The sequence below is a fragment of the Nocardioides bigeumensis genome, from assembly GCF_039531755.1.
Classification (GTDB): Bacteria; Actinomycetota; Actinomycetes; order Propionibacteriales; family Nocardioidaceae; genus Nocardioides; species Nocardioides bigeumensis.
Window position 1 is genome coordinate 547,651 of sequence record NZ_BAAAQQ010000013.1, and the last position, 12,063, is coordinate 559,713.

Annotated in this window: 10 protein-coding genes; 3 read left to right on the forward strand and 7 right to left on the reverse strand. The window is 72.8% G+C overall.

Annotation, left to right across the window (positions count from 1 at the left end; all coding sequences use genetic code 11):
- Positions 1 to 22: 22 nt before the first annotated feature.
- Together ABD295_RS16865 and ABD295_RS16870 are read right to left on the reverse strand one after the other, a co-directional pair.
- A complete protein-coding gene (locus ABD295_RS16865; protein ID WP_344304971.1) occupies positions 23 to 3,598 on the reverse strand; it encodes an ATP-binding cassette domain-containing protein in 3,576 nt (1,191 codons plus the stop codon).
- A gap of 45 nt (positions 3,599 to 3,643) precedes the next feature.
- Positions 3,644 to 4,141, reverse strand: a complete 498-nt coding sequence (locus ABD295_RS16870) for an O-acetyl-ADP-ribose deacetylase (RefSeq protein WP_344304972.1) — start codon at positions 4,139 to 4,141, stop codon at positions 3,644 to 3,646.
- A 41-nt stretch (positions 4,142 to 4,182) separates the two neighbouring features.
- On the opposite strand from ABD295_RS16870, the gene ABD295_RS16875 reads away from it, so the two are divergent.
- Positions 4,183 to 4,569, forward strand: a complete 387-nt coding sequence (locus ABD295_RS16875; protein WP_344304973.1) for a YchJ family protein — start codon at positions 4,183 to 4,185, stop codon at positions 4,567 to 4,569.
- Here the strand turns inward: ABD295_RS16875 and ABD295_RS16880 are convergent.
- From ABD295_RS16880 to ABD295_RS16900, 5 genes are all read right to left on the reverse strand, one after another.
- Positions 4,566 to 6,392, reverse strand: coding sequence for a glycoside hydrolase family 3 protein (locus ABD295_RS16880; protein ID WP_344304974.1), 1,827 nt, complete (start codon positions 6,390 to 6,392; stop codon positions 4,566 to 4,568). The two genes, ABD295_RS16875 and ABD295_RS16880, sit on opposite strands and share 4 nt — an antisense overlap.
- A gap of 49 nt (positions 6,393 to 6,441) precedes the next feature.
- Positions 6,442 to 7,446, reverse strand: a complete 1,005-nt coding sequence (locus ABD295_RS16885) for a DNA topoisomerase IB (protein WP_344304975.1) — start codon at positions 7,444 to 7,446, stop codon at positions 6,442 to 6,444.
- Positions 7,447 to 7,532: 86 nt separating this feature from the next.
- On the reverse strand, positions 7,533 to 8,552 hold the full coding sequence (locus tag ABD295_RS16890; RefSeq protein ID WP_344304976.1) for a hypothetical protein: 1,020 nt from the start codon (positions 8,550 to 8,552) through the stop codon (positions 7,533 to 7,535).
- Positions 8,545 to 9,762 (reverse strand): class I SAM-dependent methyltransferase, encoded by a 1,218-nt coding sequence (locus ABD295_RS16895; protein ID WP_344304977.1) that lies wholly within the window; start codon positions 9,760 to 9,762, stop codon positions 8,545 to 8,547. The genes ABD295_RS16890 and ABD295_RS16895 overlap by 8 nt, the downstream gene beginning before the upstream one ends.
- A 136-nt stretch (positions 9,763 to 9,898) precedes the next feature.
- The gene (locus ABD295_RS16900) at positions 9,899 to 10,774 is read right to left on the reverse strand and encodes an NUDIX hydrolase (protein ID WP_344304978.1); all 876 of its coding nucleotides are present in this window, start codon (positions 10,772 to 10,774) and stop codon (positions 9,899 to 9,901) included.
- Between the two features lie 35 nt (positions 10,775 to 10,809).
- Here ABD295_RS16900 and ABD295_RS16905 point away from each other — a divergent pair, with 35 nt between their 5' ends.
- Together ABD295_RS16905 and ABD295_RS16910 are read left to right on the forward strand one after the other, a co-directional pair.
- Entirely contained in the window at positions 10,810 to 11,826 is a 1,017-nt protein-coding gene (locus tag ABD295_RS16905; RefSeq protein WP_344304979.1) for an acyltransferase family protein, read from the forward strand.
- A gap of 62 nt (positions 11,827 to 11,888) precedes the next feature.
- Positions 11,889 to 12,062: a hypothetical protein gene (locus tag ABD295_RS16910; protein WP_344304980.1), complete on the forward strand. Its 174-nt coding sequence runs from the start codon at positions 11,889 to 11,891 to the stop codon at positions 12,060 to 12,062.
- The last annotated feature ends 1 nt before the right edge of the window (position 12,063 follow it).

The following is a 12,063-nucleotide window of genomic DNA, read 5'->3' on the forward strand; positions in this document are numbered from 1 at the left end:
CCGGTGAGGCAACTGCCGACAGTTACCCCGCCAGGTGGCTCCAGCGCGCGCTGAGCTCGCGCCACGGGCCTTGGTCGGCGACCTCGCCGTCGACCAGCACCACGACCTTGTCGGCGCGGGAGAGCGCTGCCGTCTTGGACGTCGCCCCGACGACGGTGGCGCCACGTTCGCGCAGCGACTCCCACAGCTCGATCTCGGTGGCGGCGTCCAGGGCCGACGACACGTCGTCGGCGATGAGCACGTCGGCCTCGCAGGCCAGGGCCCGCGCGAGCGCGAGCCGCTGGACCTGACCGCCGGAGAGGCGTACGCCGCGGTGGCCCACGAGCGCGTCCGGCCCACCGGCCTCGGCCACGTCGCGCTCGAGGCGCGCAGCAGCGAACCCGGGCTCGGCCACCCGATCGGCGTGGTCGAGCAGCACGTTGTCGCGGAAGGTGCCGGACAGCACGCGCGGGACCTGCGCGACGTGGGCGACGCGTCCGGGCCGCAGCTCGAGCTGCGGATCGACGACGACGCGGTCGTTCCATTGGATCTGACCGGTGGAGCTCACCAGGCCCGCGAGCGCACTGAGCAGGCTGGACTTGCCCGAGCCGACCTGCCCCAGCAACAGCACCAGCTCGCCCGAACGCACGGTCAGGTCGACACCACGGACACCGACGGTGCCGTCGTCGTGCACCGCGGAGACGTCTGCGAGCGTCAGCTCTCGCAGCGGTTCGCGCGCCGGCGGGACCGGCAGCGGAGCCGTCCCGTCCACCAGGTCGACACCGGCGGGGAGGTGCATCAGGTCGCCGCCGCCGGCAAGGGCACTGGTCGCTCGCATCCAGGCACGGACGCCTGGTGCCTCGGTGACCACGGCACCGGCCACCCGGCCGAACCAGTCGAAGCCGCTCACGGCGTTGGCCACCAGCAGCGCGGTGGCCAGCTCCCACTGGCCGCCCAGCAGACCGGCCCACGCGGCCACCACGCCGCACTGGACCATGATGATCGGGACCCCGTCGAGCACCGCCTGCACGCGGTGCTCACGCACCGCCGCGTTCACGCGCCCGCTGTCGACCTGGCGCAGGTGCGCGTGCACGTCGGGGGTGGCCGCGGCGAGCTTGACCGTGCGCACCGACTCGAGCGCCGAGACCAGTGACCTCCCGAACCCGGCCCGAGCAGCGGAGGCGGCCGCTGCCGACCGACCGGCCACCCGCCGGCCGAACGACGACGCGACGGCCGAGGAGACCATGACGGCGAGGAGGACGGACCCGGCCAACCAGGACTGGGCGATGAGGGCGGTGACCATCACGATGACGAGCCCGTTGAGGAAGTCGACCCAGCGGTCGGCGTAGCGCGCGATCCGGTCGGCGTCCATCGTGCGGGCGACGACCTCGCCCGGCGGCGTCCGCTCCAGCCGGTGCTGGGCGGTCTGCCCGGCGAGGACCACGGCGCGGACCCGCAGCCGCACCTCGACCCACCAGTGCGGGTAGACGCGGAAGGCGGCAGCGAGCAGGAAGGGGCTGACCAGCAGCGACGCGACCAGCGCGATCGTCAGACCGACCGGCCGCTGACCGTCTTGCAGTTCGGTGACGACCAGGCCCCAGATCCACCCCGTCACGGCACCGAAGGCGCCGGTCAGCGCGGACAGCAGGAAGAGGCCCATGCCGAGCAGGCCCCACCGCGGCCGGACGGTGAGGGCGCTGAAGGTCGCGCGGGCCAGGCTGGGGATCTCGCGCACCTCGGGAGGCGGCGGTGGGCTCGTCGAACGCCGGATCGACCCGATGCCGACCTCGTCGTGCCCCTCCCGGACGCGGACGGCCTCCGCCAGGGCGTCCTCGACGTGGTCCTCCACGGCGGAGGCCGTCAGCAGGCGACGGAACGCACCGTCCTCGGACGCCAGCCGGTCACGTCGACCGTGCTGCACCACTCGCCCGGCCTCCAGGACGGCCACCTGCTCGGCGCGCTTGGTCGTCGAGAGCCGGTGTGCGACGAGGATGCCGGTGCGCCCGGAGATCAACCGGTCGGCGGCGCGCACGACCCGGGCCTCGGTGACGGGGTCCATCCGCGCGGTGGCCTCGTCGAGGACGACCACCCGCACGTCGCGGACGAGCAGGCGCGCGAACGCGACGAGCTGCTCCTCCCCTGCGGACAGGCTGGTGCCGCCGGGACCGAGCTCGGTGTCGAGCCCGTCCGGGAGTCCGGCCACCCACTCGGTGAGGCCGAGCTCGGCGACCGCCGCCTCGACGGTCTGTCGCGGGTAGCTCCGGAACAGGGTGATGTTGTCGACCAGCGTGCCCGCGAGGATCTCGGTGCGTTGGGTGACCACGCCGACGGCGGCCCGCAGCTGCTGGAGGTCCAGCTCGAGGACGTCGACACCACCCAGGAGGACGGTGCCCGGAGCCGGCTCGACTGCGCGCGAGACCAGGGACGCCAGGGTGGACTTGCCGGAGCCCGTGCGGCCGACGAGCGCGCAGGTGTGACCGGCGGGGACGAGCAGGTCGACGTCGCGGAGCGCGAAGGTGCCCTGCCCATAGCTGAAGTGGAGGCCGCGGAACTCGACGTCGAGCGAACCGTCGGGGAGTGGCCGCCCGCCCGTCGGCTCGGCGCGGGCCGCCATCATGCCGCGCAGGCGCAGCACGGCGCCGAAGCCCTCCTGCAGGTCGGGCAGGTGCCGCGCGAGCATGTCGACCTGACCGACGAACGTCGTCGTGACGAGGAAGAGCGTCACCAGGCTGGCGGTGGACAGCCCACCCTCGGACACGAGGGCGACGCCGAGCACCGCCGTACCGGCCAGCACGCCGAGCAGCAGCCCGCCGCTGCGCCGGGTGATGCGCACCTCCATCCGCAGCAGGGCGTCGAGAGCGGCGTGCACGGCCGAGGTGAGCCGGGCGTTGCGCCGCAGCACGTGGGCCGCGCCCAGGCTGGTGCGCAGGTCGTCGCGCGCCGCGATGCCTTCCTCCGTGGCCGCGGCGTGGTCGGTCCAAGCGGCCTCCTCCACGACCTTGAGCTCCGAGATGCGCGGCAGGAGGCGACGGACGATGGCGACCGCCGCCAGCGCGGTCAACGGGAAGAGGAAGGCCGCCGGCCACCAGGTCAGACCGGCGACGAGCCACAGGGGGCCCGAGGCGAGCAGGGTGCGTGCCGCCATCCACACGCCCCAGCGGAGCAGCTGGCCGACCTCCCAGGTGTCGTCGTCGATGCGGTCGAGCACCTCGCCGACGGCCTGCTCGGTGAGGTCCTCCAGCGGCTGGGCCATGGCCGCATCGAGGAGGTCGGCGCGCAACCGGCCCTCGGCGCGGTCGACGACACCGGCCCAGAGCGTCTTGGCCACCGTGTCGATCGCGGCCGCGCCGACGACGCAGACCGCGAGCGCCGCGAGCAGTGCGCTTGTGGGCCCGCCAGCCAGCCGGCCCGCGACGACCGAGCCCAGCGACGTGCCGACCGCGGCCAGGAACAACATGGTGAAACAGGTGTAGGTGAGCGGCTGCTTCAGCCGCCGCCAGTCGACCGGCACCCGCCCAGGAGGGGTCGCGTCATCGGCCCCGAGACCCGTCGGCCGACCCTGGGTCTGGGGCGCCCCCACCGAATCAAGCTCGACCTCCGCGAGCTGGCCTTGGCGCACCCTTCCCACAGTAGGTCGGACCGCCGACAACGTCCCCCGGTTTTCTCAGCGGGCGACCCGCGCCTCGACCAGCTCGAAGATCCGGCGGTTGAAGGCGACGATCCTGGCCTCCGCGACATCGGTCGGGGTGCCCCGCAGCGTGTCGACGGCCGCCGCGACTGCGTCGTCGAGCGGCCAGCCGTAGATGCCGGCGGACACGAGCGGGAAGGCCACGGTCGCGGCCCCGAGCTCGTCGGCGACCGCGAGGGCGCGGGAGTAGCACGACGTCAGCAGCGACCGGTCCCGCTCGCCGGCCGCGTGGTTGGGACCCACCACGTGGATCACCCACTGGGCCGGCATCCGCCCGGCCGTCGTCCAGCCCGCGTCGCCCGTCGCCAGGCCGCGCGGGAAGCGGCGTACGCAGTCCTCCAGCACCTCAGGACCCCCCGCCCGGTGGATCGCGCCGTCGACCCCACCGCCTCCGCGCATCGCCCTGTTGGCGGCGTTGACCACTGCGTCCACGTCCTGTGCCGTGATGTCGCCCTCGACCACGGTGAGCTCCATAGGGCCACCCTGTCATCGAGGAGGCCACTACCGTCACCCCGGTGAGCCTGCAGCAGTCGTGTCCCTGCGGCACCGGAGCGACGTACGACGCCTGCTGCGGCCGCCTGCATCGCGGCGCCGCCCAGGCGGAGACGGCCGAGGAGCTGATGCGCTCGCGCTACTCGGCGTACGCCGTCGGCCACGTCGACCACCTCTTCCGCACGTGGCACCCGCGGACCCGCCCGGAGGACCTCTCACCACAGCCACTCCACTGGACCGGTCTCGAGATCGTCGACATCGTCGCCGGCGGACGGGGCGACGACACAGGTGTGGTCGAGCTCGAGGCGCATTACCTCGATCCGGACGGGCGCGCCCACACGCTCCACGAGCGCAGCAGGTTCGAGCGACGCGGCGGCAGATGGGTCTACGTCGCTGCGGAACCGGACTAGCAGCCGCGGCGCTCGAGGCCGGCTACCCGTACGGGCAGCTCCCCGGGGGCGACTCCCCGACCGACGAGCAGGTCGACGAGCGACGACATGGCGCCCGGCGACGCGCCGTACGTCGCCACCTTCACCCGCGCCCGGCTGCTGCCGAGGACGAAAGGCGTGTCCGTCGCGACGGCGACGTCGCCGGCGACCGGTCCGTCGCGGTAGCCGGCGAAGGCGACCGTCGTGCCGCGTGCGAGCCGCGTCGCCTCACGGGCCTGCCAGCGCGCCAGGCGGCGCTCACGCACCCGCTCGCCGTCTCGCCACTCCTTCTTGCGCTGGCGGAAGTGTCGTCGCGACTCGTGATCGCGTCGCTCGGGGGCGGGCTCCGCGTTGGCGAGCCGGGCCGGTGGAAGTCGCGGCACCAGGACCTCGAGTCCGGCCGCACGGGCCCTGCCGGCAAAGACTGCCATCGCCGTGCTGTCGCCCCGCAGGGAGACGACCCGCCCGACGAGGTCGCCGTGGCAGGGACCGGCGACGCTGGTGAGCGCGGCCGCCGAGAGCCGGTACGACGCACGGGCGGCGGAGGCCGGGCGCGGACGCGGCGCACCCGCGCGTTGGTGGAGGAGGAGCGCGAGCGTGCGGGCCGCGGCCTGGCGGAGCCGCTGCCTCGACAGCGTGCCGCTGCGCACGGAGCGCACGATCGCCGCGCGGGCGACTGCCGGGTCGGGCGGCATCAGCAGCAGGTCGACGCCGGCACGCAGCGCCCGGACGACGGGGGCGGCACCCTTCGACGAGCGCAGCGCCGCCATCTCGAGAGAGTCGGTCACGACGAGCCCCTCGAAGCCGAGCTCGTCTCGGAGCAGGCCGGCGACCACCGGCTTCGACAGCGACGACGGCACCCGCGGATCGACCGCGCGCACGTCGAGGTGCCCGACCATCACGGCAGGCAGGCCCTCCGCCACCGCTGCGGCGAACGGCACCAGGTCGATCTCACGCAGCTCGCGCAGTGACCGGGTCTGCACGGGCAGGGTCTGATGGCTGTCCGCCGGGACCGAGCCGTGGCCCGGGAAGTGCTTGACCACCGGAAGGACGCCGGCCGACGCGTAGCCGCGGGCAGCAGCCACCATCTGCTCCGACACGGTCGCCGGGTCGGACCCCGCCGATCGTGACCCGATCGTCGGATCCGCAGGCCCTGACGTCACGTCCGCAACGGGGGCGAAGTCCATCGTGAAGCCGGCCCACGCCAGCTCGGTTGCCGCAGCGGCGTACGCCTTCTCGGTCATGGCCGGGTCTCCGGCCGCGCCCGCAGACATGAAAGCCGGGAAGCGCGTCACGCCGGTGCGGACCCGCTCGACGACGCCGCCTTCCTGGTCGACGGACACGACCAGCGGACGGCGTACCTCCCGTCGCAGCCGTAGGTTCGCGGCCCGCACCTGCCGTGCCGACGCGACGTTGGCGGAGAAGGCGATCGTGCCTGCGAGGTGCAGCCTGCGCACCATCGAGACGGGAGCGGCCAGCCCGGCGTAGTCGGCCACGATCACCTGACCGGCGAGCTCGGGCAGGGACAGCTCACCGGTCAGGCGTACGGCGCGGTCCAGCTCGGCCTCCGTGGGACCCCACCCGGTCGCCAGCCCCAGGCGCTCGGCCGGCGTGCGCGGCTCCTCGGTCGGCCCCTCGGTCGCGCCGGACTGCAGCTCGGAGGTCTCCTCGGCACTCGGCCGCGGGCCGCCGGACCCAGTGGGTGCCTCCGCGTCGCAGGCACTGAGGAACGCGGTGGTGCACGCGAGCGCGAGCGCACCGGACAGGACCTTCAGCCCCGCCCGCCTCGAGCCGCTCGACACCATCTCGTCATCGTGCCCCCTGGGGACGAGCGCGTCGAAATCGCTGGGCAGGTCAGCTCTCCCGCAGCAGCTTCAGCACCGCGCGCTCCAAGGCTGCCGTGCGCTCGTCGGCGCCGGGGTACGTGCGCCGCGTGGCGCGCGCGATCGTCCGGCCCTCCTCGTAGGCGTCGATCACCCGAGGGTCGACGTACGACGACCTGGCCAGCGTCGGGGTGTTGCCGAGGTACTCGGCCACCTCCTTCATCGCCGACGACACCGCGCGCTTCTTCGACGCCGCGGTCTCCCCCGGCTCGTCGGTCGAGGCGAGCGCCGCCGCTGCCAGCACGGTCGCGTGCCAGGTGCGGAAGTCCTTCGCCGTCGCGTCGATCCCGGTGGTCTCGCGGATGTAGTCGTTGACCAGCGCGGAGTCGATGTCGCGCCAGGTCCTGCCCTCCTTGTAGGCGAGCAGCCGGGCGCTGGTCCCACGCCGCTTGCGCATCACCTCGAGCGCCTCGCTGGTCGCCTCGTCGTCGATCTCGATGCGGTGCTCGACGCCGGACTTGCCCACGAACTCGAAGACGAACACGCCGCTCTGTCGACGCGCGTGCCGGCGCTCCAGCGTGGTGAGGCCGAAGCTGTTGTTCTCGTCGGCGTACACGTCGTTGCCGATCCGGAAGTAGCCCAGGTCGAGCAACCGCACCGCGACCGCGCAACCCCTCTCACGCGTCATGCCCTCCGTGCCGAGGTCGACCGCGACCCGCTCGCGGGCCTTCGAGAGCGCCCTGCCGAAGTCGAGGACGCGGACGAACTTCGCGTCGTCGCGGGCCACCCGCCAGGCCGGGTGGTAGAGGTACTGACGTCGCCCGGCGTCGTCCGTGCCGACCGCCTGCAGGTGGCCGCGCGGGTGCGGGCAGATCCAGACGTCCTTCCAGGCTGGCGGGATGACGAGGTCCTTGCAGCGCTGCACCTCGTCAGGACCGAGCCGCTCGCCGTGCTCGTCGAGGTAGACGAACCCCCTGCCAGCACGCCGCCGGGTCCACCCGGGATCGTTCTGGGAGGTACGACGCAGCCGGGGCATGCCGGTCACCCTGCCTCAGCCCTGGGGGTGCTCGATACGCCCCCAAGGAGGGGGACCCCACCGCCGACCTTCTTCGACAGGTCGGGTCAGCGAGGGCGGCGCAGAGCCAGGAGCAGGACGACCACGATGAGGCCAAGGACGCCGAAGCCGGCCAACCACGACATCACGTCCGGCTTCGCCTCCTGGCGCGGCGCCTCGGGCGGGCGGTCGCCGGCCGGGCTGTCGGACGAAGACGAGGACGCGCCCGTGGACGGAGTCGGCGCCTGCGACGCCGATGGCTGGGCTTCGGGGACCACGCCCGCGAGGACGTCGCGGACGTCGTCGGGCGGCGTGAGCCGCAGCAGCGGCGCCCGCACACCCTCGCTGCTGACGTACAGCTCACCGTCGGCGTCGACGGCGATCCCCTCGCCCTGGCGCTGCTTGGGCAGGCGCATCTCCGCCACCGCTTCGAGGTCGGGGAACGAGTAGACGACTGCGCGGTCATAGGTGCGCAGGACCAGGTGCCGCCCGTCGGGCATGAAGGTCCCGTCCGTGACGATGCCGCCGACCGGTCCGACCTCGGTGAGACGGTTGGGGCGCTCCGGATCCATTCGACGGGGCGCGGCGTACACGGTCCCGCCGAAGACGACCTTGCTGACGACGTAGAGCCGACCCGTCGAAGGATGGGCCAGCAGCGCCTCCGCGTCGTGGGGTCCGTCGGGATAGACGAGGTCGTACGTCGCCGGCTCCACGGTCCGGTCACCGGCGCCCACCGGGACGCGCGCAACGGTGATCGCGTCACGGGCCGCGGCGTTGTCGCCGATGTCGCCGACCCAGACCTCGCCGGGTGCAGCGGGCGCGAGCGCTTCCACGTCTTCAGGAGCGTCGGTCCACGTGGTCACGCCGACCGTGCGTCCCTCCCCGTCGACGGCGAAGATCCGCCCGGTGTCGCCGGAGTCGTTGGTCGTGACGAAGAGGTCGCCGTCGACGACGAGCCCGCTGGACTCGACGATGCGCGGGTCCTGGAAGCGCAGCACGTCGTCGGGGACCTGCGATCCCGGGCTCACCGCCGTCCCGATGACGAACGCGGCCACCAGAAGGGCGCCAAGCACGATGACGCTACGCATCCGCCGGGGACTGCTCGTCGAGGAGCTCGGCCAGGCGAGGATGGACACCCCACTGGGCCACCAGCGCGGCGTACTCCTCACCGACCCCTGAGTCCCGTGCGCCGGTGAGCGTCGCGCGGAGCAAGGTGTTGCGGGGCGTGTGCTTGCTCTCGACGAACTGCATCACCTCGACGCGATAGCCGCGCGTGCGCAGCAGCGCACCCCGCACGGCGTCGGTGAGAGTGTCGGCCAGCCGCTCGCGCAGGATGCCGCTGCGGGTGAGCAACGAGTTCGGGGACGGCGGCGGCGTGCGCCTCAGCTGGGCCGCCAGGTCGTGGTGGCAACAGGGGGCGGCGAGCACGAGCGGCGCACCCCACTCGACCGCGCGGGCCAGCGCCTCGTCGGTGGCGGTGTCGCAGGCGTGCAGGGCCAGCACCACCTCCGGCGCAGGGTCGACGACGGCGTCGCCGATGGTCCCCTCGACGAAGCACGTCGGCGCGCCGACCGCCTCGGTGACAGCCGGGTCCGTCCATCGCGGCTGGGCACGCCGGTCGACCCCCACGACCAGCACCGGCAGTTCTCTGACCGCGGTCAGATAGCGGTTGGCCGCCAGGGTCAGGTAGGCGTTCCCGCAGCCGAGGTCGACGATCCGGAGCGGGTCGTCGGCGGTCGGTCGACGCAGGTGGCCGGCCGCCAGCGCGTCGGTGATGCCGGAGTCGAGGATGCGCAGGAACTCCTCGACCTGGCGGTACTTCCCCTGCCGGCTCGGCTTGATCCGGCCCTGCTCGTCGGCCAGGCCGAGCACCCGGAACACCGGGTCGTCCTCTGGAAGCAAGCGGCTCTTCTCCCGATCGTGCTCGAAGTCGACCATCGCAGGCGCCTCGCGAGGATTGGTGTGCACCACCGCATCGCCCTTCTTGGTCACCCGCAGCTGGTGCGTCTCGGTCGCGGTGTCGACGTGCCAGTTGCCGAACGGCTCGGCCAGCAGCGAGGCCAGCGCACCGGTGGCCGCGTCGCCGACGGGGTGGTTGGCGGTGTGCGCCTGGCTGTCGTCGTACGCCGTCACCTGGAGAGCCCGGCCGGCGCGCAGGTCGACGTAGCGCAGCTCCACCCGTCGCCACTGCGGCCGCTCGCCCCGGCGGCGACCGGAGGCCACGGCCCGGACCAGCCGTTCGGGGTCGAGCACGTGGGCGGTCACCCGGGCCAGCGCAGCGTCGAGGGGCTCGCTCATCGCAGCACCGCCGCGATCACGACCACCAGGAGGATCCCGGCCAGCGCGACCGGGATCACCAGCCGGCGATGACGAGGGTTCACCCCTCGATCCTACGGACGCTCCGTCGCGACGAACGTCGCTGCAGAGCCCGGCGTCAGCGGCGCAGCGCGTGCAGCACCAGGTCGAGCACGGGGACGCGCCCGGACTCGATCTCGCTCACGGGCACCCAGCCGACGGCATCCGTCGTGCCGTCGGTCTCGGCGACGTGCGGGATCGCCTGCGGTTCGATCGTGGCGGCGAAGACCAGGTGCACACCGTGGAAGTCCTCGATCCGGCCGCTCGGCGCCTCCCCGGTGAAGTGCACGTCGTGCACGTCGAGCAGGTCTCCGACCTCGGCGTCGACGCCGCACTCCTCGCGGACCTCGCGAGCCAGGGCGGTCGCGGGGCGCTCGCCGTGGTCGACACCACCGCCCGGCAGCGTCCAGTAGCCGCTGTGGTGGCCGCGCGGCGAGATGCGGGTCAGGAGCACCGTGTCGTCGCGACGGATCAGCGCGTACGCCGCCAGCCGTTGCCGCTGGAGAGGCGCGGCGAGCTCGGCCAGCACCTCGGTCACCATCGGCACGACCGGCACCTCACCCGACCGGACGTCGGCCAGCGCGATCCACGCCGACTCGACCGTCGACCCGTCGACCTCCACCACGTGCGGGTCGGGAGAGCCGCGGGGCACCCAGCCGTCGTACACGATCCGCAGGGCGTGGGCGTCGACGCGCTCACCGTCTCGCCAGGCCCCCGGCAGGTGCGCCGACAGCACCCGCGGCCGGTCGCCCACCTGGGCGTGCAACCCGGTCTCCTCGTAGACCTCCCGCAGCACCGCGTCGCGGGGGTCCTCCCCGTGGTCGAGCCCCCCGCCGGGGAGCGTCCAGAGCTCGTCGCGGGTGACCCGCTCGGAGAGGCGGCTCAGCAGGATCGACTCGTCGCGCAGGATGACGGCGTACGCCGCCACCCGCTGTCGCTGCGGAACCCCTGACATGCCGTCCAACCTAAACGAGCGGCTACGTTGACGCCGTGAGCGCCGCACGAGACCCGTGGCTGGACAACGTCAAGACGGTGCTGGTGACGATCGTGGTGGTCGGACACGCGGTCGTGCTGCTGCCCTACAGCTCGGTCGAGCAGCGGGCGTACGACTTCATCTACTACTTCCACATCCCGGTGTTCGTGCTCGTGACGGGCTACCTCTCGCGATCGTTCCGCTACAGCCCTCGGCACATCTGGTCGCTGCTGACGACTCTCGTGCTCCCGTACTTCGTCTTCTCGTGGGTGATGGTGATGTTCCGGCACCACGTCGGCGACACCCCGATGCTCGACCCGATCTGGACGAATCCCCGGTGGCCGATGTGGTACCTCGCGGTCCTGGTCATCTGGCGGCTGGCCACCCCGGTGCTCAGGCTGCACTGGGTGATGGTGCCGATCTCGATCGGGGTCAGCCTGCTCGCGGGACAGACCGACCAGGAGCTCTTCGACCTCAACCGGGCCATGGGTCTGCTGCCCTTCTTCGTGGTCGGCCTGCACCTGACCCCACAGCTGCTCGACCTGTCGAAGCGTCGATTCGCGTGGGTCGTGGGGCTCGTCGTGATGGCCGGGATCTGGTGGCTCGCCGACCACACCGACGACTACTGGAGCACCCAGTGGCTCTACTACCGCTCGGCCTACGAGTCGCTCGGCGCGGGCGCCGCCGAGGGCGCGTGGATCCGGGCCCGGCTGATCGTCGTCTCGCTCGCGGGCTGCTTCGCCGTCCTCAGCCTGATCCCCAGACGGCGGACCTTCCTCACCGACATGGGCGCCTACACGATGGTGGTGTACCTCTTCCACGGGTTCCTGGTCCGCTACGCGGAGTACGAGGAGTGGGCCCGCTTCCTGCCGTCCAACGACTGGGCGTCCCTGGTGATCATCGTGGTGCTGGCCGTCGCCTGGGGGCTCTTCCTCGGATGGCCGCCCGTGGCGAAGAAGCTCAACCACCTGGTCGACCCGGTCAACAGCCTGTTCACCCCGAAGTTCGCGGCGAAGCAAGCGCTCCGTCGATAGGTCTCAGTCCCGCCCGCGCCACCACCGACGCCGCGATCAACCCGACCCACCCCATCGGCCCGATGCTCGTCCAGCAGGTCATGGGCGGGGACGTGCTGTGGGGCCAGTGGCCTGTGTACGTCGCCGCCGAGCCCCTCGCGGGGGTTGCGGCCGCGGTCCTCTTCGGAATCATTGCCCACACCGCGCAGGACGTCGCCGCCACGGCGAGCGTCGCCGCCGCCCCTTCGGAGGTCTGAG

What these genes read in the sequence shown, in the direction of transcription:
- ABD295_RS16870 (WP_344304972.1), bottom strand. Translation starts at nt 4,141, where the DNA reads ATGGAGCTCACCGTGGTCGAGGGCGACATCACGGCACAGGACGTGGAC.
- ABD295_RS16890 (WP_344304976.1), bottom strand. Translation starts at nt 8,552, where the DNA reads ATGCGTAGCGTCATCGTGCTTGGCGCCCTTCTGGTGGCCGCGTTCGTC.
- ABD295_RS16880 (WP_344304974.1), bottom strand. Translation starts at nt 6,392, where the DNA reads ATGGTGTCGAGCGGCTCGAGGCGGGCGGGGCTGAAGGTCCTGTCCGGT.
- ABD295_RS16900 (WP_344304978.1), bottom strand. Translation starts at nt 10,774, where the DNA reads ATGTCAGGGGTTCCGCAGCGACAGCGGGTGGCGGCGTACGCCGTCATC.
- ABD295_RS16910 (WP_344304980.1), top strand. Translation starts at nt 11,889, where the DNA reads ATGCTCGTCCAGCAGGTCATGGGCGGGGACGTGCTGTGGGGCCAGTGG.
- ABD295_RS16895 (WP_344304977.1), bottom strand. Translation starts at nt 9,762, where the DNA reads ATGAGCGAGCCCCTCGACGCTGCGCTGGCCCGGGTGACCGCCCACGTG.
- ABD295_RS16885 (WP_344304975.1), bottom strand. Translation starts at nt 7,446, where the DNA reads ATGCCCCGGCTGCGTCGTACCTCCCAGAACGATCCCGGGTGGACCCGG.